Annotated in this window: 20 protein-coding genes; 9 read left to right on the plus strand and 11 right to left on the minus strand. The window is 70.7% G+C overall.

Annotation, left to right across the window (positions count from 1 at the left end; genetic code table 11):
- Positions 1-13 precede the first annotated feature (13 nt).
- The 4 genes from otnK to AC0IY1_RS21690 form a co-directional block, all read right to left on the minus strand.
- A complete protein-coding gene (otnK, locus tag AC0IY1_RS21675; protein WP_471772308.1) occupies positions 14-1,303 on the minus strand; it encodes a 3-oxo-tetronate kinase in 1,290 nt (429 codons plus the stop codon).
- The gene (gene otnI, locus AC0IY1_RS21680) at positions 1,300-2,097 is read right to left on the minus strand and encodes a 2-oxo-tetronate isomerase (protein WP_471772310.1); all 798 of its coding nucleotides are present in this window, start codon (positions 2,095-2,097) and stop codon (positions 1,300-1,302) included. The genes otnK and otnI overlap by 4 nt, the downstream gene beginning before the upstream one ends.
- Before the next feature lie 15 nt (positions 2,098-2,112).
- Positions 2,113-3,030 (minus strand): L-threonate dehydrogenase, encoded by a 918-nt coding sequence (ltnD, locus tag AC0IY1_RS21685; RefSeq protein ID WP_471772312.1) that lies wholly within the window; start codon positions 3,028-3,030, stop codon positions 2,113-2,115.
- 64 nt (positions 3,031-3,094) lie between these two features.
- Positions 3,095-4,411, minus strand: coding sequence for an MFS transporter (locus tag AC0IY1_RS21690; protein ID WP_055951677.1), 1,317 nt, complete (start codon positions 4,409-4,411; stop codon positions 3,095-3,097).
- Between the two features lie 205 nt (positions 4,412-4,616).
- Here AC0IY1_RS21690 and AC0IY1_RS21695 point away from each other — a divergent pair, with 205 nt between their 5' ends.
- Entirely contained in the window at positions 4,617-5,627 is a 1,011-nt protein-coding gene (locus AC0IY1_RS21695) for a LacI family DNA-binding transcriptional regulator (protein ID WP_055951757.1), read from the plus strand.
- A 35-nt stretch (positions 5,628-5,662) separates the two neighbouring features.
- Entirely contained in the window at positions 5,663-6,340 is a 678-nt protein-coding gene (gene otnC, locus AC0IY1_RS21700) for a 3-oxo-tetronate 4-phosphate decarboxylase (RefSeq protein ID WP_055951680.1), read from the plus strand.
- A 101-nt stretch (positions 6,341-6,441) separates the two neighbouring features.
- Here the strand turns inward: otnC and AC0IY1_RS21705 are convergent, their stop codons facing one another.
- Positions 6,442-7,551 carry a UV damage endonuclease UvsE gene (locus AC0IY1_RS21705; protein ID WP_055951683.1) on the minus strand — a complete coding sequence of 370 codons (1,110 nt, stop codon included), beginning with the start codon at positions 7,549-7,551 and terminating at the stop codon, positions 6,442-6,444.
- A gap of 105 nt (positions 7,552-7,656) precedes the next feature.
- Between AC0IY1_RS21705 and AC0IY1_RS21710 the strand changes: the two genes are divergently transcribed.
- The 4 genes from AC0IY1_RS21710 (at position 7,657) to AC0IY1_RS21725 (ending at position 9,784) form a co-directional block, all read left to right on the plus strand.
- Complete coding sequence (locus AC0IY1_RS21710) at positions 7,657-8,061, plus strand: hypothetical protein (protein ID WP_103711830.1); 405 nt, start codon at positions 7,657-7,659, stop codon at positions 8,059-8,061.
- 116 nt (positions 8,062-8,177) lie between these two features.
- The gene (locus AC0IY1_RS21715; protein WP_471772313.1) at positions 8,178-8,309 is read left to right on the plus strand and encodes a hypothetical protein; all 132 of its coding nucleotides are present in this window, start codon (positions 8,178-8,180) and stop codon (positions 8,307-8,309) included.
- Positions 8,309-8,521, plus strand: a complete 213-nt coding sequence (locus AC0IY1_RS21720) for a hypothetical protein (RefSeq protein WP_471772316.1) — start codon at positions 8,309-8,311, stop codon at positions 8,519-8,521. Before AC0IY1_RS21715 ends, AC0IY1_RS21720 begins: the two co-directional genes overlap by 1 nt.
- A gap of 69 nt (positions 8,522-8,590) precedes the next feature.
- Positions 8,591-9,784, plus strand: a complete 1,194-nt coding sequence (locus AC0IY1_RS21725) for an MFS transporter (RefSeq protein ID WP_471772318.1) — start codon at positions 8,591-8,593, stop codon at positions 9,782-9,784.
- Positions 9,785-9,791: 7 nt separating this feature from the next.
- Here AC0IY1_RS21725 and AC0IY1_RS21730 read toward each other — a convergent pair whose 3' ends face one another.
- Positions 9,792-10,445 (minus strand): TetR/AcrR family transcriptional regulator, encoded by a 654-nt coding sequence (locus AC0IY1_RS21730; RefSeq protein ID WP_471772319.1) that lies wholly within the window; start codon positions 10,443-10,445, stop codon positions 9,792-9,794.
- A gap of 102 nt (positions 10,446-10,547) precedes the next feature.
- Entirely contained in the window at positions 10,548-11,777 is a 1,230-nt protein-coding gene (locus AC0IY1_RS21735; RefSeq protein WP_055951698.1) for an acyl-CoA dehydrogenase, read from the minus strand.
- 175 nt (positions 11,778-11,952) lie between these two features.
- On the opposite strand from AC0IY1_RS21735, the gene AC0IY1_RS21740 reads away from it, so the two are divergent.
- Positions 11,953-13,248 carry a CaiB/BaiF CoA transferase family protein gene (locus AC0IY1_RS21740; protein ID WP_471772321.1) on the plus strand — a complete coding sequence of 432 codons (1,296 nt, stop codon included), beginning with the start codon at positions 11,953-11,955 and terminating at the stop codon, positions 13,246-13,248.
- On the opposite strand, the gene AC0IY1_RS21745 is transcribed toward AC0IY1_RS21740, so the two are convergent.
- Positions 13,229-14,047 carry a fumarylacetoacetate hydrolase family protein gene (locus AC0IY1_RS21745; protein ID WP_471772324.1) on the minus strand — a complete coding sequence of 273 codons (819 nt, stop codon included), beginning with the start codon at positions 14,045-14,047 and terminating at the stop codon, positions 13,229-13,231. The genes AC0IY1_RS21740 and AC0IY1_RS21745 overlap by 20 nt on opposite strands.
- A gap of 499 nt (positions 14,048-14,546) precedes the next feature.
- On the opposite strand from AC0IY1_RS21745, the gene AC0IY1_RS21750 reads away from it, so the two are divergent.
- On the plus strand, positions 14,547-14,939 hold the full coding sequence (locus tag AC0IY1_RS21750; RefSeq protein ID WP_471772383.1) for an exopolysaccharide production protein YjbE: 393 nt from the start codon (positions 14,547-14,549) through the stop codon (positions 14,937-14,939).
- Positions 14,940-15,050: 111 nt separating this feature from the next.
- Here AC0IY1_RS21750 and AC0IY1_RS21755 read toward each other — a convergent pair whose 3' ends face one another.
- The gene (locus AC0IY1_RS21755) at positions 15,051-15,806 is read right to left on the minus strand and encodes a helix-turn-helix domain-containing protein (protein ID WP_471772326.1); all 756 of its coding nucleotides are present in this window, start codon (positions 15,804-15,806) and stop codon (positions 15,051-15,053) included.
- A 150-nt stretch (positions 15,807-15,956) separates the two neighbouring features.
- Here AC0IY1_RS21755 and AC0IY1_RS21760 point away from each other — a divergent pair, with 150 nt between their 5' ends.
- Complete coding sequence (locus AC0IY1_RS21760; RefSeq protein ID WP_471772328.1) at positions 15,957-17,153, plus strand: MFS transporter; 1,197 nt, start codon at positions 15,957-15,959, stop codon at positions 17,151-17,153.
- Positions 17,154-17,164: 11 nt separating this feature from the next.
- Here AC0IY1_RS21760 and AC0IY1_RS21765 read toward each other — a convergent pair whose 3' ends face one another.
- Entirely contained in the window at positions 17,165-18,883 is a 1,719-nt protein-coding gene (locus tag AC0IY1_RS21765; protein ID WP_471772330.1) for an IlvD/Edd family dehydratase, read from the minus strand.
- Positions 18,884-18,905: 22 nt separating this feature from the next.
- A complete protein-coding gene (locus tag AC0IY1_RS21770) occupies positions 18,906-19,841 on the minus strand; it encodes a dihydrodipicolinate synthase family protein (protein ID WP_471772332.1) in 936 nt (311 codons plus the stop codon).
- Positions 19,842-19,861 lie beyond the last annotated feature (20 nt).

Below are 19,861 nucleotides of genomic sequence, written 5' to 3' on the forward strand. Positions count from 1 at the left end.
TCCGGATGGGGGGTCAGCGCATCAGGTCGAGGGCGCGGGGGAAGAAGTCGCGCCCACCGAAATTGCCCGATTTGAGAGCGAGCAGCATGGGATTGCCAGGGCCCGATGCCCCTTGCCCGAGAGTGCGCAGCACCGGCACCCCGGCGGCGATCTCGGGACCGAGCCGGAAGGCCTTTAGGCCGAGCCGGTCCACGACCGCCCCCGAGGTCTCGCCGCCCGCCACGACGAGGCGGCGCACGCCGCGGGCCACCAGGCCTTCCGCGATGCGGGCCAGCGCGTCCTCTAGGGCGTGGCCGACCCGGTCGCCGCCGTGACGGGCCTGGAGCGCCCGCACGGTCTCGGGCTCGGCACTGCTGGCGATGAGGACGGGGCCGCCCCCGATGTGCGCGCCGGCCCAGGCCAGGGCGGCCTCGATCTCGGCCTCGCCCGCGAGCACCCGCTCGGGATCGAGGCGGCGCACCGGCATCAGAGCCTCGGCCGCCGCGATCTGGCCGAGGGTCGCCTGCGAGCAGCTGCCGGCGAGGCAGGCGGAGAGCCCGCCCACCGGCGCGCCGAGATCCGCCGCGCTGTCCGGCGCCGAGGCACGCCCGGCCGCGACCAGGGCGCGGGCAAGGCCGAGGCCGAGGCCTGAGGCGCCCACCGAGACCCGATGGCCGAGCGCCGCCGTGCCCAGGGTCTCGAGGTCGGCCTCCCGCACGGCGTCGGCGATCGCCGCGCCAGCGCCCTCGGCGGCGAGCGCCTCGAGGCGCGCGGCCACGGCCTCGGCGCCCCGCGCCACGGTGGCGAAATCCACCAGACCCACGGGCGATGCGCTCTGGCGGCCCAGCACCCGCACGAGATTGGCGTCCCGCATCGGATTGAGGGGATGATCCTTCAGCGGGCTTTCGTTCAGGGGCACCGCGCCGACGAAGAGGTTGCCCTGGTAGACCGTACGCCCCGTTTCCGGGAAGGCGGGGGTGACCAGGGCGATGGTTTCGCCGGCATCGCCGCGCAGGGCGTCCAGGACGGGGCCGATATTCCCCGCATCAGTGGAATCGAAGGTCGAGCAGATCTTGAACAAGACGTGGGCGGCGCCCTGTCCGCGCAACCAGGCCTCGGCCGCACGGGAGCGCACCACGGCCTCCGCGGCCGGGATGGAGCGGCTCTTCAGGGCCACCACCACGGCGTCGACGCCGGCCAGATCCAGGTCGTCGGTGGGGATGCCGATGGTCTGCACCGTGCGCAGCCCCCCCTTGGTGAGCGTGTTGGCGAGGTCCGAGGCGCCGGTATAATCGTCGGCCACCGATCCGAGGGCGAGGCTCATCGGCCGGCCTCCCGGACCTGCGAGGCGCGATAGGGCTCGAACCAGCGCAGGCCCGCCTCCGTGCCGGCGGCCGGGTTGTACTCGCAGCCGACGAAGCCCGCGTAGCCGAGCCGGTCGAGCTCGGCGAAGAGGAAGGCGTCGTTCATCTCGCCGGTGCCGGGCTCGTGCCGGGCCGGGACGCTGGCGGTCTGAACGTGCCCGACCATCGGCATCAGGTCGCGCAGGCGGGTGGTCACGTCCCCGTGCAGGATCTGGCAGTGGTAGAGGTCGAACTGAAGCTTCAGGTTCGGCAGGGCGAGGTCCGTGATCAGGCGGGCGGCGTTGCCGAAGTCGTTGAGGAAATAGCCCGGCATGTTGCGGGCATTGATCGGCTCCAGCACAAGGTCGAGCCCTTCGCGCGCCACGCGCTCGGCCGTCCAGGCCACGGCCCGGCGATAGGCTGCTTGCGGCTGGGGATCGGCGGCATCGGCCATGCCGGCCATGAGGTGAACCCGGGCGACGCCCGTGGCCTGCGCGTAGGTCAGCCCGGTCTCGACGCCCGCCTGCAGCTCGGCGAACCGATCCGGCAGGGCGGCGAGGCCACGCTCGCCCGCCGCCCAGTCGCCCGGCGGCAGGTTGAACAAGGCCTGGGTCAGCCCGAACCGCGCCAGACGCTCGGCGATGGCCTCGGGCGGATGGTCGTAGGGGAACAGGAACTCCACGGCGGTGAAGCCCGCCTGCGCCGCCGCCGCGAAGCGGTCGAGAAAGGCGTGTTCGGTGAACATCAGGGTGAGATTGGCGGCAAAGCGCGGCATGGTCTCGGTTTCCCTTCAGGCCTTGGACGACGGCAGGGTGACCCCGGCCACCTGCGCGTAGAGGCGGGCCACCGAGGCGTCGTCGTCCCGGCCCATGCCGGAGCCGGACGCCATCAGGAACATCTGCAGCGCGGCGGCTGCGACCGGTACAGGATATTTTTCCGCCCGCGCCATGTCCTGCACGATGCCGAGATCCTTGACGAAGATGTCGACCGCGCTTTTCGGGCTGTAATCACCGTCGAGGACATGCGGCATGCGGTTCTCGAACATCCAGGAATTGCCGGCCGAGGCCGTGATCACCTCGTAGACCTTGCGGAGATCCAGGCCCTGCTTCGCGGCAAAGCTCATGGCCTCGCTGGCGGCGGCGATGTGCACGCCCGCGAGCAACTGGTTGATCATCTTGAAGGCGGCGCCCTGCCCGGCCGCGTCGCCGAGCTCGTAGAGCTTGCCGGCCATGGCCTCGAGGGCCAGGCGCGCCGCGTCGAAGGCCGCCTTGGTGCCGGACGCCAGGAAGGTGAGTTCGCCTTCGGCTGCGCGCACGGCGCCCCCGCTCATCGGTGCGTCGAGGTAGTGGCGGCCGGTCTCCTCCAGACGCGCCGCGAGGCGCCGGGCGACGGCCGGGTCCATGGTGGCGGAGGAGACGAACACAGCGCCCGCCCGCATGGTTTCGGCGGCGCCGCCGGGCCCGAACAGCACGGCCTCGGTCTGGGCGGCGTTGACCACGACGCAGACCACCACGTCGGCGCCCTCGGCCGCCGCCGCGGGGTTCGCCGCCGCCCGCCCACCGGTCGCGGCAAAGCGCGCGACGGCGTCCGCGTTCACGTCGCAGGCCAAAACCTCGAAGCCGGCCCTCAGGAGCGCGCCGGCCATGCCGGCGCCCATGGAGCCGAGGCCGATGACGGCGGCGCGCAGGGTCTGGGTGTTGCTGCTCATGGGGACCTGTCGGGTATCCTGTCGGGAAAGAAGCCGGCGGGGCTGAGCCGCCGGCGTCGGCGGTTCAGCGATTGACCACGTGCTTCGGAGTAACGAACACGCAGACCGCGCCGATCACCAGCATGCCGGCGAGGGCATACATGCCGGCGGCGGTGCTGCCGGTGGAATCCCGCAGGGCGCCGATGACGTAGGGGCTGGCAAAGCCCGCGAGGTTGCCCACCGAGTTGATCAGCGCGATGCCGGCGGCCGCCCCGGCGCCGCTGAGGAAAGCGGTGGGCAGGGACCAGAACAGAGGCGCGCAGGTGAGCACGCCGCCGGCGGCCACGGCGAGCGCCGCGATGGCCACGACGGTGCTGCCCGCACTCGCGGCGACCACGAAGCCCACCGCGCCGCAGAGGGCGGGGACGATGAGGTGCCAGCGCCGCTCGCGCATCCGGTCGGAACTGCGGCCGAGCAGGATCATCACGAAGACCGCGAACAGGAACGGGATCGCGCTGACGAGGCCGATGTTCAGGTTGCCCTGGATGCCCGAGGCCTTGACGATGGTCGGCATCCAGAAGGTCAGGCCGTACTGGCCGGTGACGAAGGCGAAGTAGATCAGGCTCATGAACCAGATCCGGCCGTTGCGGAACACAGTGGCGATGGAATGCGGGCTCTGCTCCTTGCCGGCGCCGTCGGCGGCGATATCGCGCTCGATGACCTGCTGCTCCGCCGGATTGAGCCATTTGGCCTCGGAGGGACGGTTGTCGAGGTAGAAGAACACCGCGAGGCCCACCAGCACCGCCGGCACCGCCTCGACCACGAACATCCACTGCCAGCCGGACAGGCCGTAGGCGCCGTTGAAGGCGTCCATGATCCAGCCGGAGAGCGGGTTGCCGAAGATGCCGGAAACGGGAATCGCCGACATGAACACCGCGATCACGCGGGCGCGACGATGGGCCGGGAACCAGGTCGTGGTGTAGAGGATCACGCCCGGGTAGAAGCCGGCCTCGGCCAAGCCGAGCAGGAAGCGCATGATGTAGAACGAGGTGGCCGAGTTCACGAACATGAACCCGGCGGAGATGATGCCCCAGGTGATCATGATGCGGGCGATCCAGACCCGGGCACCGACCCGGTGCAGGATCACGTTCGAGGGGACCTCGAACAGGAAGTAGCCGATGAAGAACAAGCCGGCGCCGAGGCCGTAGACGGTCTCGCTGAAGCCGAGCTCCTGGGACATCTGCAGCTTGGCAAAGCCCACGTTGACGCGGTCGAGATAGGCGACCACGTAGCAGAGCATCAGGAACGGCACGAGCCGCCAGAACACTTTGCGATAGGTCTGTTCGACGAAATCCGCTGCGGGCGCATCGACGCCCCGCGCGGTTGCGGCCTGCACGCTCATGTTTCCTCCTGCCGGCGCGCTTTGCGCGTCGCCGTTCTGGCGTTGCACCATCTTATCGCGGCACTACTCGTCTTGGCAGCGCTTGCATCTTGCGTAACAGATGTTGGCAGCGCTGCCAATCTGATTGTTGTGCTCGACTAAGCTTGCTATGGGCTGTGCAGCCCGGGACCAGAGATGAAGGTCGACGATGAACGTCCAGAGGTCCCTGCAGGAGCCCGAGCGCCGACTCGTGACCCTGTCCGACGTGGCCCGCGAAGCCGGTGTCGGCGAGAGCACGGTCTCGCGCGTCCTGCGCAACCAGGGCTCGTTCTCGAAGGCTACGCAGGATCGGGTTGCGGAGGCGGTGGCTCGCCTGGGCTACGTCCCGAACCGCCTCGCCGGCATGCTGGCAGGCTCCGGCTCCACGGCGGGGGCCAAGCTCGTGGGCATCGTGATCCCGTCGCTCACCAACATCGTGTTTCCGGACCTCCTGCGGGGCGCCACGGCGGTCCTCGACCGCGGCGGCTTCCAGAGCGTGATCGGGGTCTCCGATTACGACCCCGAGCGCGAGGAGGCGTTGATCGGCGCCCTCCTCTCCTGGCGTCCTGCCGGCCTCATCGTCACCGGTCTGGAGCACACGCCCGGCGCGCTCGCCCGCCTGCGGGCGAGCGGCATCCGCATCGTCGAGATGATCGACACGGACGGGGCCGGACTCGACATCGTGGTGGGATTCTCGAACCGGGCGGTGGGCTGCGACAGCGCCCGGCACCTTTTGGAGCGGGGCTACCGACGCATCGGCTATGTTGGCCACGACATCACGCAGGATCTCCGCGCCGCCAAGCGGCTCGCGGGGTTCTGCGAAACCCTTCAGGAGGCGGGCTGTCCCCTGGCGGAGCGCGAGATCGCGTCCGGACCATCTTCGGCCGCGGCCGGGCGGGAAGCCCTGGCGCGGCTGGTCGCCCGCCGGCCCGACCTCGACGCGGTCTACTTCTCCAACGACGACATGGCGCTGGGCGGCTACTTCCACTGCCTGACGGACGGGATCGCGGTGCCGGGACGCCTCGCCCTGTTCGGCTTCAACGCCCTCGACATCGCCGCCGCCCTGCCGCAGCCACTGACCACCATCCGCACGCCGCGCCTGGAGATCGGCGCCGCCGCCGCCGAGCGCCTCGCCGCCGACGGCCCGGCCGAGACCGTCGATCTCGGCTACGAACTGATCGCGGGCGCCACCGCCTGAGATCGCCCCGCCCTCCGGTGACCTGAAGGTATCCCATGAGCGAATCGAAGCTTCGCGAGCAGATCTGCCGGTTCGGCCGCTCGTTGTTCGAGCGCGGCCTGACGCCGGGTTCGTCGGGCAACATCTCCCTGCGTCTCGACGACGGCGGCTGGCTGGTGACGCCGACCAACGCCTCGCTGGGCTTCCTCGACCCGGCGACGATCACGCGCCTCGACGCCGCCGGCACCCTGGTCTCGGGCCATGCACCGACGAAGGAGATCCCACTGCACGCGGCGCTCTACGACAGCCGAACGGAGGCCCGCGCCATCGTCCACCTGCACTCGACCCACGCGGTGGCGGTGTCGATGCTGCCCGAGATCGACCCGAAGGCGGTGCTGCCGCCGCTGACGCCCTATTACCTGATGCGGGCCGGGGCCACGGCCCTGGTGCCGTACTATCGCCCCGGCGATCCGGCGGTGGCGGATGCGATCCGGGGTCTGGCCGGTCGCTACGCCTCGGTTCTGCTGGCCAATCACGGCCCGGTGGTAGCCGGCACCACCCTGGAAAATGCCGTCTTCGCCACCGAGGAGCTGGAAGAGACGGCCAAGCTCTACCTCCTCCTGCGCAACCTCAACCCGCGCCATCTCAGCCCGGGGCAGGTGCAGGATCTCGTCAGCCATTTCGGCTTGAGCTTGCCGGAGCCTGACGGCCACGATCACGACCACGGGCATTGAACGGCGCGCGGAAAACTCCTGCGCGGCTGAGACCCTTTTCGCGCTGCCACCGCGATCGGCGCCGTGGGCAGGGTTGCGGTGATCGCGCAAGGGCCTTCTTGTCAGGCCGCCACCTCGATCTGCGCCGTTGGCAGGGTTGCGGCGATCTCGGCGGCGATGCCGGCCGAGGCGATGTTCTTGGATTTGGCCTCGATCTCGAAATCCGCCCAGGTCATGTGACGGGCCACCAGGGCATTCACGGCCCGGTTCCACATCATGTCCGAATGGGCCGCGAGATCGCGCCAGTTGTGACCCGCCTCGGTCAGGGCGGCAAAGTCCGGCAGGGCGTCGGCGGCGTGCCCTTCCAGCAGGCCCTCGCGTGAGACGCTGATATGGGCCACGGGGCGCACGCCCCGCCAGGACTCGCGCACCCGCGCGACGCGGGGATCGTCGGGCTCGATATACGCGCCCCGGCTCTCGACCCAGTGGTGATGCAGGTCGAGCACCACCGGCACGACGTCGGCGAGGCCGAGCACCGTGTCGAGGCCGAAGAAGTTCTCATCGTTCTCCACGGTCAAGAGATCGCGGGCGGTCTGGGAGAGCTTCGGCAGGCTCGCGCGAAACCCTTCGATGCCGGGGTCACGGGCACCGACATGGATGTTGATGTGAGCCCCGTGCGGGTGCCAACCCTGGCCATAGCCGAGCATCGCCATGAGCTCGGCGTGGTGCTCCAGCTCCTCGATGCCGTTGCGCTGGGCTGCCGGGTTCTGCGAGGCGATGACGCAGAACGGGCCGGGATGGAAGCTCAGGCGCACCGCCCCGGCCCGGGCGATCCCGCCGATCCGGGCGAGGCCGTCCTCGACGAGGCGGCGCATCTCGGGCTCGGCATAGATGTCCTGCGCCACCGCATGGGTGTAGCCGGGCAGGACGTTGCTGGCGATCCGCAGCAGGCGCTCGATCACGGGGCGGGCGGCGACCCAGGTCACCTGGCGCTCCAGGGCGCCGAGGTTGTGGCGCACGAGGCCTTCGAGCTTGTCCCGACGCGCGGCGGGCGCGAGGCTCTTCAGGTGCGCCATGGTGGCGTGGGTGAGGTTCATCTGCAGGGTCGCCTCGCGGGCGGCCTTCAGGGTCTTGAAGGGCTCGGAGGGCGGTTCGAGGATGAACTTGCAGCAGAAGCCGAGGCGCGGTGCGGAATCGGTCGGGGCTGGATCGGTCGAAGTGGGATGCGTCATGGGGCGATAACGCGGTGGAGCGGCATTGGTGCACGGCCGGAACCAGGGACCGGATGCGGTGCGTTGCCCCCGCGCCGACGGCCCCCGTCAGCGCCGGAGTGTTCCATGGACGCCAAGCTCGCAGAGGCCAAGCTAGCAGAGGCCAAGCTCGCGGATCAGGTCCGGCGCGCGGCCGACGTCGCCCGTCGCCTGACCCTAGCCTATCCCCGGGGATCGCGCCGCGACGACTTCCCCTTCGCCGTGGTGGCGGCCTTCGACACGGAGATCCGGGGCCGCGTCGAGCGCGACCGCCGGATCGAGGACGAGCGCGACCGGGTGCTGATCGCCGCCGTCAACTTCGCCGAGACGCCGGCCGACGACGAGCCCGAGGCCGTGGAGCCGGCGCGACGCGCCCTCATCGCGGCCATCGACTATCTCCAGGAGGCGACCCTGCGCTTCGGAATCGTCAACCGCGAGGGGGCGCGCCTCGGCTACGGCGAGGCCGGCCAGCGGGTGACGACCCTGGCCTGACGGGCGCTTCGCCGAATTTGTGAGGCCCGCCCTGCGACCGCGGACCCGGCCCGCGCGTTACCCGCACCCGCCGGCGCGATTTCGGCGGTTCGTCCTATCAGCGTGGTTTCCTCCCGATGTGTCGCCTGTTCCCCGTCTTCATCGCCGCCGTCGCTCTCCTGGCGGGGGTGATCCTGTTCACCTTCGTCAAGCACGGCGACACCGCCCACACCCAGCCTGTGCCGGAAGCCGGCGCGAGCGCCCGCTGATGCCGCGCTGGTTGCCCCTGGCGAGTGCCGCCCTCCTGGCCATCCTGGTGGTGATCGGCCTCGGGTTCTGGAAGTACGACCGCCTGCAGGAGGCGCGCATCGAGAATGGCGGACGTCCGGCCATTCCCGCCTGCGCGCCCGACCGCGTCGGCGAGACCGGGCTGGCCGCCAACTGCCCCGGCACCGCCTTCCCGCCTTCCAAGGCCCCCTGAGGGTCGAGCCACCCTGAGGAACCGGACGCGGAGTCCGAGGCCCAGAGCGCACGAACGGAGGCTGGACGGATGCGCGGTCCCCCTGCCTGGTCCGGGCGCGGCTCCTTTACGGCCTTCGTCTCCCTGCAGGGCTGCCTCTACGCCGCCTACGGGATGGTCTCGCCCTTCCTCCCGAGCTTCCTCGACGCGCGCGGGCTCGACGCCTCCGAGATCGGGATCGTTCTCGCCGCCGGAACGCTGATGCGGCTCGTGGCCGGACCGGTGGCGGGGCGGATCGCGGATCGCCTCGACGCCACCCGGGCTGTCCTGGCCGCCGGAGCCGCCGCTGCCGGGCTCCTCGCCTTCGCCACCCTCCTGGGGCACGGTTTTCCCGCGCTCCTCGTCCTGGGCCTGGCGCAGGCCGTCGCCCTCGCAGCCCTCGCGCCCCTGGCCGACGCCCTCACCCTCGCGGCGATGGAGCGGGAGAAGACCTTCGCGTATGGCTGGGTCCGGGGCGCTGGTTCGGCCGCCTTCATCCTGGCGACCCTGGTATCCGGTCAGGCGGTCGCCTGGGCCGGATTGCCCAGCATCCTGGTGTCGAGCGGCCTGCTGTTCCTGCTCACCGCCCTCGCCGTCCGCCGGGTGCCCGCGACCCCACGGATCGGGCACCCGAGTTCGCCGCTTCCGGAGGCGCCCACCCGCAACGCCCTGCGTGACCTGCTCGCGGTTCCACTCTTCCGGCGGGTGCTCCTAGTGGCGGCCCTCGTCATCGGCAGCCACGCCCTGCACGAGGCCTTCGCGGTGATCCGCTGGCGCGCGGCGGGCCTCGGCCCCGGCACCGTCAGCCTGCTCTGGTCCCTGGCCGTGCTCTCGGAGGTCGTGGTGTTCGTCCTGTGCGGCTCCTGGCTGCTGGAGCGCCTGGGCACCGCCGGGGCTGCGATGCTGGCGGCCGGTGCCGGGATCCTACGCTGGGCGATCATGGCGACGACGGTGGCGGTGCCGATGCTGGCGATCGGCCAGGCGCTGCACGGCTTCACCTTCGCGCTGCTGCATCTGGCGAATATGCGCCTCCTGGCCGACCTCGTGCCCGCCCGCGGCGGCGCCACTGCGCAGACCCTCTACGCGACTCTCGGCCTCGGGCTCGCCAACACCGTCCTGACCGGCCTGTCCGGGTGGCTCTACGGGCGGTTCGGGGCGGATGCGTTCTGGAGCATGGCGGCGCTCTGTGCCGGGGCGCTGCCCCTGGCGGCCGGCCTCCGGCGCCCTGCCCCGCCGGCCGCCTGACCGCGGATCAGGGCCGGCACGCCCGCAGGAAGAAATCGAGCGAGCGCTTCAGCGTCGTGCGCTTGACGTGGGTCATACCAGGCCGCTCCAGGCCCAGCTCCGTCCGGTCGACGAATCCCCGGATGGTCAGGCCCAGGAAGGCATCGGCCGCGTGCCGGACATCGTCCACCGCGATCGCACCGGAGCGCACGCCGTCCTCCAGGCAGCGCTCCACCAGGGGCACCACCCGCGCCAGTCCGAAATCGTGGAGGGCCCGGGCGAATTCCGGGAAGCGTCCGGCCTCGGCCACCATCACCCGCCGGAACGCGATGCAGTCCGGCGTGACCACGGTCTCGAGGATCGCCAGGGCGATGCGGTGGAGGCGCTCCTCCACTGATCCGGCTTCCGCCGCCACCTTCTCGATGGAGGGCACGTTCTCCTCGATGAAGCGCACGCACACGGCTTCGAAGAGATCGACCTTCGAGGCGAAGCGCGCGTAGATCGTCTTCTTCGAGAGGCCGGCCGAGCCCGCGATGGCGTCGATGCTCGCCGCCTCGAAGCCCTCGGTGAGGAATACGACCCGGGCGGCGTCGAGGACGCGCAGCAGCACGTCGCCCTCGGTCCCGCGCGGCGGGCGACCCAGGCGCCGGGATGGCGACGGCATCACGTCCCTCTGAGCCACGGCGCGGTATCCTCTCCCCGAGAAACGATGCCAGTCCTTTCCGAGGAAGACCAGGGACGCGGCGTGATGCGGATGTGGACCCGCCGCGTCCCGACGGCTCCGTCAGAAGAAGGCCTGCAGGCCCGTCTGCGCCCGGCCGAGGATCAGCGCGTGCACGTCGTGCGTGCCTTCGTAGGTGTTCACCGTCTCAAGGTTCTGGGCATGACGCATCACGTGGTACTCGCCCATGATGCCGTTGCCGCCGTGCATGTCGCGGGCGACCCGGGCGATGTCGAGCGCCTTGCCGCAATTGTTGCGCTTGATCAGCGAGATCATCTCGGGCGCCATCCGGCCTTCGTCGAACAGGCGCCCGACTCGCAGGGCGGCCTGGAACCCGAGGGCGATCTCGGTCTGCATGTCGGCGAGCTTTTTCTGCACGAGCTGGGTCTGAGCCAGCGGCCGGCCGAACTGCTTGCGCTCCAGGGTGTAGGACCGGGCCCGGTGCCAGCAGTCCTCCGCCGCCCCCATGGCGCCCCAGGCGATGCCGTAGCGGGCTCGGTTCAGGCAGCCGAACGGTCCCTTCAGGCCCGAGACGTTGGGCAGGAGCGCGTCCTCGCCAACCTCGACATCCTCCATCACGATCTCGCCCGTGGTGGAGGCGCGCAGGGAGAGCTTGCCCTTCAGGGTCGGCGCGGAGAGGCCCTTCATGCCCTTCTCCAGGATGAAGCCCCGGATCGCGTCGTCGTGGGCGTCGGACTTCGCCCAGACCACGAAGACGTCGGCGAAGGGCGCGTTCGAGATCCACATCTTGGCTCCCGACAGGCGGTAGCCGCCGTCGACCTTCACCGCCCGCGTCTTCATGCCGGCGGGATCCGAGCCGGCATCGGGCTCGGTCAGGCCGAAGCAGCCGATCCACGCCCCCGCGGCGAGCTTGGGCAGGAATTTCTGGCGCTGCGCCTCCGAGCCGTAGGCGTGGATCGGATACATCACCAGGGAGGATTGCACGCTCATCATCGAGCGGTAGCCGGAATCCACCGCCTCGACGGCGCGGGCCACGAGGCCGTAGGCGACGTAGGAGGCGCCGGCGCCGCCGTAGGCCTCCGGCAGGGTGACGCCGAGGAGCCCGCGTTCGCCCATCTTCCGGAACAGCTCCGGGTTGCTGGTCTCGTGCGCGTAGGCCTCGACGATGCCGGGCAGCAGCTCCTCCTGCGCGAAGGCCCGGGCGGCCTCGTGGATCGCGCGCTCGTCCTCGGTGAGCTGGTCGTCGAGGAGGAAGGGGTCGTCCCAGGCGAAGCTCGCCGAGGCGGGGGCGGTGGGCGCAGCGGAGCCGGGCGGGCGCGTCGGGGCGTTCATGGGCGGTTCCTCGGGTTTCTGTGTTTCGGCAATCCTATCAGGCCCCGTCCGAGAGGCCACCTGTCCGGCCCGGAATCGGTTCCGGGGTCGGGACCGAACCTGATAGACAGGCGCGGCTTGAAGCGGCGCCCCGGATGCCGGAACGGATGCCGCCCGCACGAGAGAGGAACGGACCATGGTCGAGACGACGGCGCGCGATGACGGCCCCCGCTCTCCTGCGCGGCCTCTGCCGCTCGACGGCATCCGCGTCCTCGACCTCTCGCGCGTGCTCGCCGGGCCCTGGAGCGCCATGTGCCTCGGCGACCTCGGCGCCGAGGTGATCAAGGTCGAGCATCCGGAACGCGGCGACGACACCCGCGACTGGGGCCTGCGCACGGGGCCCAGCAACACCTCGTACTTCGACGCCGCCAACCGCAACAAGCGCTCGATCACCCTCGACCTTGCCACCCCGGAGGGCCTCGCCGTGGCGCGCGACCTCGCCCGCACCTGCGACGTGGTGGTGCAGAACTTCAAGACCGGGGGCGCCGACCGCCTCGGCCTCGGTTACGCGACCTTGAGCGCCGAGAATCCGCGCCTGATCTACTGCTCGATCTCCGGCTACGCCTCGGACGGGCCGGAGGCGACCCGCCCGGGCTACGACATCGTGGTCCAGGGCGAGGCCGGCCTGATGGCGCTCAACGGCGAGGCCGAGCGGCCGCCCCTCAAGTTCGGCCTCGCGGCGGTCGACCTCTTCACGGGGCAATACGCGGCCCAAGGGGTGCTCGCCGCCCTGTTCGAGCGCGAGCGCACCGGGCGCGGGCGCCACATCGAGCTCGCCCTGTTCGATTGCGGATTGGCGCTCACCGCCTATTGCGGGCTGGAGGCGATGGTGCGCGGGCACGATCCTGTCCGCGCCGGCAACGCCCATCCGTCCATCGCCCCCTACGGCGTGTTCCAGGCCGGCGACGGGCCCATCGTGCTGGCGGTAGGCAACAACGGGCAGTACCGCCGCCTTTGCGAGGCGGTCCTGGAGCGACCGGACCTCGCCGCGGACCCGCGCTTCGCCACGAACCTGGAGCGCTCACGCAACCGCGCGCAGTTCCTGCCGGCGATCGAGGCCGAACTGGCCCGCTGGACCCGAGCCGACCTCATCGCCCGGCTGGACGCAGCCGGTATCCCCTGCGGCGAGGTCCTGGGCCTGCACGAGGCCCTGACCTCCGACCGCGCCCGCGCCGGCAATCTCGTGCTGCCGCAGGGCGGCGACGCCGATCCCGCCGCCCATGTCCCTGCCGCCTATGCCCCTGCCGCCCATGTCCCTGCTGCCTACGTCCTCGCCCCACCCTTTCGCCTCGACGGGGAGCGCCTGCCCGTCCGCCACATGCCGCCGGCCCTGGGGGCATCGAGCGCCGAGATCCGGGCGGACTGCGCGGCACGGCGGGCGGCGGAGGCCGAGTGCTCCGCGAGCGATCCGGTCAAACCGGCAGGAGCGTGAACCCGAGGCTTTGGCCGAGGAACCGGGCCGTGATCCGACCCGGGCCGGTCAGGTCGAAGGGCACCGAGAGCGTACCCGTGGAGACGAGGCTGCCGGCCGGGATCGTCATGCCGCGCTCGCGCGCCACGGCCATCAGGTCGGTGAGTGCGGACAGGGGATCCGTCTCGTCCTCCCCCGTGACGGCCCGGACCCGCTCCACGCCGTCGACTTCGACCACGAGGCTGCGTGCCACTTCGGCGAGGTCTCCCGTGGCCAGCACGGGGCCGAGCACCAGGGCCTGGAAAGCCGAATTGTCGGCCGCGAAGCTCGGCCAGCCAACAGCACGGCGGTCGACGTAGCGAGACAGCACGAGCTCGAACGCCGCCCGGGTCTCGCCGACGACCTCGGCCGCCGGAACCACGGGAGCGTCGGGGGCGATGTCACGGGCGATTCCGTAGGCGATCTCGAACTCGATCGTCACCGCCCCGGCATGCGGCATCTGCAGTCGGGCCCCGTTCCCATGGAGCCGGTCCCGCAGCACCCGCCCGGCGATGGAGCGGCCGACTCCCGACCCGCGCTTGCCCTTGTGGCTGCCGATGGCGAGCTTCCAGCCAGCAGACTCCGCACCGAGCGCAGCCACGAGTCGGTCCTGGACGTCGTAGCCCTCGGACATCGTGCGCGGACGTACGGCCTCGGGCAGTTCAACGAGCTGCCGCCCCGCGCGATAGGCGGCCAGCAGCAGGTCCGCGGCAGGCTGGGGATCGAAGGCTTCGGGTACGGCTTCGGGCAGGATATCTGAGGGCAGGATATCTGAGGGCATGATATCTGACATGGCGAACCTCTTCGCGGCGTCGGGCCGGATACCCAGCCTCTAGCGGATATTTGCGTCGGCCGGTGGGCGATTCCGGCCGAGTGGGCTCGCTCGGCTTTCCGCCTCAGCGCGGGGCGCCACTGCTAGGGAGATCGGGCGGACGAAGCTGCGCCGTCGGCACCGATCCGGACCCGAAAACAGCGTCGAGAGGGCGTGACAGAACAAAGAGCCGGCCCCGTGGGTCTTCATCAACCGGCGCATTGGCCGAGCCCAGGGCTGAACGATCTTGCCGGCAACCGAATAATGCCGGCTGCGAAAAAGAGACTGTCGCCGCGCCATGATATTGGGCGACAGGCGTCGGCGTGCAGGCGATCGCGCACGCGCGGCAGAGATATGCAGAGACATGTTGGCAATTTCTATTGCCGGACGATCCATCCTGGCGGGGAACCGATCCGCGGGCGCGGAATTATACTTCCCGACATCACCCTCGGAGGAACGCCACGTGAAAATCTCGACGATTGCCGGAGCCGCTGCCATTTTCGCGATCACGGCCGGGACCGCGCTCGCCGCGCCCTGCAACACCGGTTCGACGAAGGGCACCAGCCCGGGCCAGCAGACGATGAACGACAAGAGCTCGACGGCCGATCAGGGCAGCAAGAACCTCGCGGGCGGCCAGCAGCCCGCCTCCCCCGGAACGGTCGGCGCGATGAACAACGTCGGCGCCAACCAGATGGTCGGTGATAAGCCTGGTTCGGAGGCCAAGAACGACCAGGGCGGCGGCGTCGGCACATCCAGCAAGAACCTCGCGGGCGGCCAGCAGCCGGCCTCGCCCGGGACGGTGGGTGCCATGAACAATGCCGGCGCGAACCAGGAGATCGGCAAGAAGGGCGACGATTGCTGATCGCCTGACGCCGACAGCACTATCAGGACGCCCGCCCGGTCTTGCCCGGGCGGGCTTTTTCATGCGCTTCGCCAGCGGCACCGGACGCCGCCGCCGGGACGGGAGATCCCGTCAGGCATCCCACGCACCGCCGACCAGGGCCTGTGTCCGGCTCCGCAAGGCCTGGAGGCTGCGGTAGCCGACCGAGGCCGCCACCTGGCGCGGCGCCTGTCCATCGACCGCGAGGGCGAGGGCCCGAACGACCCGGGCCCTCGCCCGCCATTGCCCGAAGGTCAGACCCGTCTCCCGGCGGAATCCTCGCGTCAGCGTCCGGCGGCTCAGGCCCGCCCACTCGGCCCAGGCATCGAGATCGCGTGCTCCCGCCGGGTCGTCGATCAACCCGAGGCAGACCCGGCGGAGCCGGGCATCGCGTGGCAGGGGCAGGGTCAGGCGCGTCTCGGGGGCGCGTCCGATCTCGTCGAGAATGATGGCTTCCAGGTGCCCGCCCCGGCCGGTCTCGTCGTAGAGCACAGGCTCGTTCGTGAGGGCGACCAGCGCCGCAGCGAGGAGGGCCGAGACTTCGATCACCCGGGCCCGACCGGGAAAGCCGGCAATCGCATCCCGTGCAAGATAGGCCGAGCACATCGCCACATCTCCGTGCATGACGACGGCGTGCGGCAGGCCCGGCGGAATCCACAGGGCATGGCCTTCCGGCACGACCCAGGTCCCAGCCTCCGCCGTGGCCATCATCAGACCGGCGGTGGCGTAGAGGAACTGGGCCCGCGGATGGTGGTGCCAGTCCGTGCTGCTGCCGGCCGCGAAGGTTTTGGGCATCACCGCGACCGCACGCGGGACAACCTGGTAATCTTCCGCCCGGATCGAGCGCATCGGCGTCTCCCTGGCCCGATCGCGTACACATTCGGCCCGACGCCATTCAACGGGTCAGATAAACGGGAGGCAAGTCCCTGCGGAAGGCGGCCGGTGCGTCAGCACCAGCCGCAGCCCGGGAGGATTCCTGCCGGAGGAGAGGCCCGACCGATGGACGCCGAAACCCTGTCCCGTCGGACTCTGCGCTTCGTCAACGTGGCGCATGCCCTCGACCACTTCGTCCTGCTGATCTACCCCACCGCGGTGATCGCGATCGCGACGCAGACGGGCCTGAGCTACGGCGAACTGATCCAGCTCGCCACCGGCGCCTTCGTGGCCTTCGGGCTCTGCGCCCTGCCGATGGGCTGGCTCGCCGACCGATTCGGGCGCCGCACCCTGCTGGCGATCTTCTTCTTCGGCTACGGCCTCTCCTGCTTCGGCGTGGCGAGCGCCGGCAACCCGACGGCGTTCATGGTGTGGCTCTGCGTGCTCGGGCTCGCCTCGGCCATCTATCACCCCGTCGGCTCCACCATGCTGGTGAGCCATGCCCGTCGCCTGGGGCGCGACCTCGGCGTGAACGGCGTCTGGGGTAATCTCGGGGCCGCCACAGCCTCCGGTGTGACGGCGCTCCTCGCCACGGCATTCGGTTGGCAGGCGGCCTTCGTCGTGCCGGGCCTGTTCTGCCTCGCCTGTGGGGCGGCGTTCCTGGCCCTCGTGCCCGGCGACGGCACCGGATCGCAGGGCCAAGCCGGGGCAAAGCCCGTCATCCCGGTCGCGCGCCCGATCCCGCTTCTGCTGGTGTTCGCCTTCGCGATCGTGGCGGGCGGGATGACCTTCAACATCACCACGATCGCCCTGCCAAAGGTGGTCGACGAGCGCGTCGGCGATGGGCTGCCCCTGCTGCTGATCGGATCGGTGGCCACGCTCGTCTTCGTTTTCGGTGCCCTGACCCAACTGCTGATGGGCCGCCTGATCGACCGCTACAGCCTGCCGGTCCTCTTCCTCGGCCTGTCCGTCCTGCAGCCCCTCGGCCTCGGCCTCGCGGCGGCGAGCACGGGCGTCCCGCTCCTGGCCGGCCTCGTGCTGACGATGGCGGCCCTCTACGGGCAGGTCGTGATCAACGACGCGATGGTGGCCCGCTACGTGCCCCCGCTCTACCGCGCCAGGGCCTACAGCGTGCGCTACTTCCTCGGCTTCACCATCAGCGGGTTCGTGGTGCCGATGATCGCCCTGCTGCACGACCGGGGCGGATTCGGCCTCGTGCTGGGGATCGCGGCGGCATTCGGTGCCGTCATCTTCGCCGCCGCCCTCGGCGTCTTCGTCCTCACGCGGCAGCCGGCATCCCGCGCGGTCGCCCCCGCGGCGTGACGAGGGCGGCCCTAGCCCTCGCTGTCGGGCATCGGCTCGGCGCGCAGGAAGTCGAAGTCGCAGCCCTCGTCCGCCTGCAGAACCGACCCGTAGAACAGGTGCGCGTAGCCGCGCCGTGCCCAGTCCGGTCGTTGCACCGGGCCGAGGGCGGCGCGGCGGGCCTCCAGTTCCGCGTCGTCCACGAGGACGTCGATGCGTCGGCCGGCGGTGTCGAGGCGGATGCGGTCTCCGGTCCGGACGAGCCCGAGGGGACCGCCGACGGCCGATTCCGGCGTGATGTGGAGCACGATGGTGCCGAAGGCCGTGCCGCTCATCCGGGCGTCGGAGATGCGCACCATGTCCTTGATCCCGCGCGCCAGGAGCTTCTTCGGGATCGGCAGGTAGCCCGCCTCCGGCATGCCCGGCGCGCCCTTGGGGCCGCCGTTCTGGAGCACGAGGACGTCGTCCGGCCGGACATCGAGGTCGGGGTCGTCGATCCGGGTGGTCATGTCGGCGATGGAGTTGAACACCACCGCCCGGCCGGTATGCTGGAGCAGGGCCGGGCTCGCGGCGCTGTGCTTGATCAGGGCGCCGCGCGGAGCGAGGTTGCCGCGCAGCACCGCCATGGCGCCCACGGGCTTGATCGGATCGTCGGCGGAGCGGATCACGGTCTGCCCCGGCACCGCCTCGGCCGCCGCCACCACGTCGCGCAGGGTCCCGCCCGCGACCGTGGCGGCCTCCAGGTCGATCAGCGATCCGAGGTTCCGGAGCAGGGCCGGCACGCCGCCGGCATGGTGGAAGTGCTCCATGTAGTGCTGACCGGAGGGCTTCAGGTCAACGAGCACCGGCACCGCGCGCCCGAGGGTGTCGAAGGCGTCGAGGTCGATGCCGTGCGGCGTCCGGTTGGCGATGGCGGTCAGGTGGATCAGGCCGTTGGTCGAGCCACCGATCGCCTGCAGCACAACCTCGGCGTTGCGGAAGGCGGCTGGGGTGAGGAGCGCGCTCGGGCGCGGGCCGCCAGACAGGGCCATCTCGGTGGCGCGGCGCCCGCTCGACTCGGCGATGCGGATCCGCTCGGCATGGGGCGCCGGCACCGTGGCGCTCATCGGCAGGGACAGGCCGAGCGCCTCCGTCACGCAGGCCATGGTGCTGGCGGTGCCCATCACCATGCAGGTGCCCACCGAGGGGGCGAGGCGGCCGTTGACGCGCTCGATCTCGTCTTCGTCGATCTCGCCGGCGCGGTGCGCGCTCCAGAGCCGGCGGCAATCGGTGCAGGCGCCCAGCACCTCGCCCTTGTGATGGCCGACCACCATGGGACCCACGGGGATGACCACGGTGGGCAGGTCGACGCTGGCCGCCGCCATGATCTGCGCCGGCAGGGTCTTGTCGCAGCCGCCGATGACGATGACGGCGTCCATCGGCTGGGCCCGCAGCATCTCCTCGGTGTCCATCGCCATGAGGTTGCGCAGGAACATCGAGGTCGGGTGCGCGAAGCTCTCGTGGATCGAGATCGTCGGGAATACCATGGGCAGGCCGCCGGCCAGCATCACCCCGCGCTTGGCCGCCTCGATCAGGGCCGGGGCATTGCCGTGGCACGGATTGTAGTCGCTCGCCGTGTTGGTGATGCCGACGATAGGCCGGTCGAGGGCGTCGTCCGAGTAGCCCGCCGCCTTGATGAAGGCTTTGCGCAGGAACAGGGAGAAGCCCGCGTCGCCGTAGCTGGTGAGGCCCTTGCGCAGACCCTTGCTCATGATGCTCGTCCGGTTCCGGGGGTCAGGGGGCCACGCGGGCCCGCGGGTCGACGCGGGCGATGCGCGACAGGAGGTAGTCGACCTCCGCCCGGCCCTGCGCCGACAGGCTCGCGGCCGGTTTGCGCTGGGCGTCCGAAGCGAAGATCCCGCGCTTCTGGAAGACGTACTTGCGCACCGCCAGGCCCAGGGGGCCCTGCTGCTGTTCGTATCGCAAATACGGCAGGTGCGCGTCGAAGAGGTCGTGGGCCGCATCGCGCTCGCCGGCCCGCGACAGGCGCACGACGTCGACGAGCATCTCCGGGAAGGCGTAGCCGGTATTGGCCCCGTCCGCGCCGCGCTCCATCTCGAAGTCGAGGAACAGGCCACCGTTGCCGGTGAGGATCGCGATGTGGCGCATCGAGCCATCCTGCTCGAAGCCGCGCAGGGCGGTGATCTTGTCGAGGCCCGGCCAGTCCTCGTGCTTGAGCATGACGCAGGACGGGGTCTCGGTGACGATCCGGCGGATGACGGCGGGCGTCATCACCACCGAGAAGGTGAGCGGGTAATCCTGGATCACGAAGGGCACGTCGGGGCCGATCGCCTCGGCGGCGTTGCGGTAATAGGCCACCACCTGGTCGTCGGTGCGCAGGGTGTTGGGCGGCCCGATCATGACGCCGGCCGCACCCAGCTCCATCACCTCCCGGGCGAGCGAGCGCATGGCCGCGAAGCCCGGGGCCGAGACGCCCACGAGGACCGGCACGTCCATGCGCCCGATGACCCGCCGGGCGATGGCCACCGCCTCGGCATGGTCGAGCTTCGGCGCCTCGCCGAGCTGGCCCAGGATGGTGAGGCCGTCGATGCCCGCGCCGAGGAAGAAATCCGACATCCGGTCGAGGGAGGTCTCGTCGACCCGGCCGTCGGGATGGAAGGGCGTCGGGGCGATCGGGATCACGCCCTTGATCGCGCTGGTGAGAGCCATGGTGTCCTCCGGAGTAGCAG

Source organism: Methylobacterium sp. AC690, assembly GCF_979256535.1.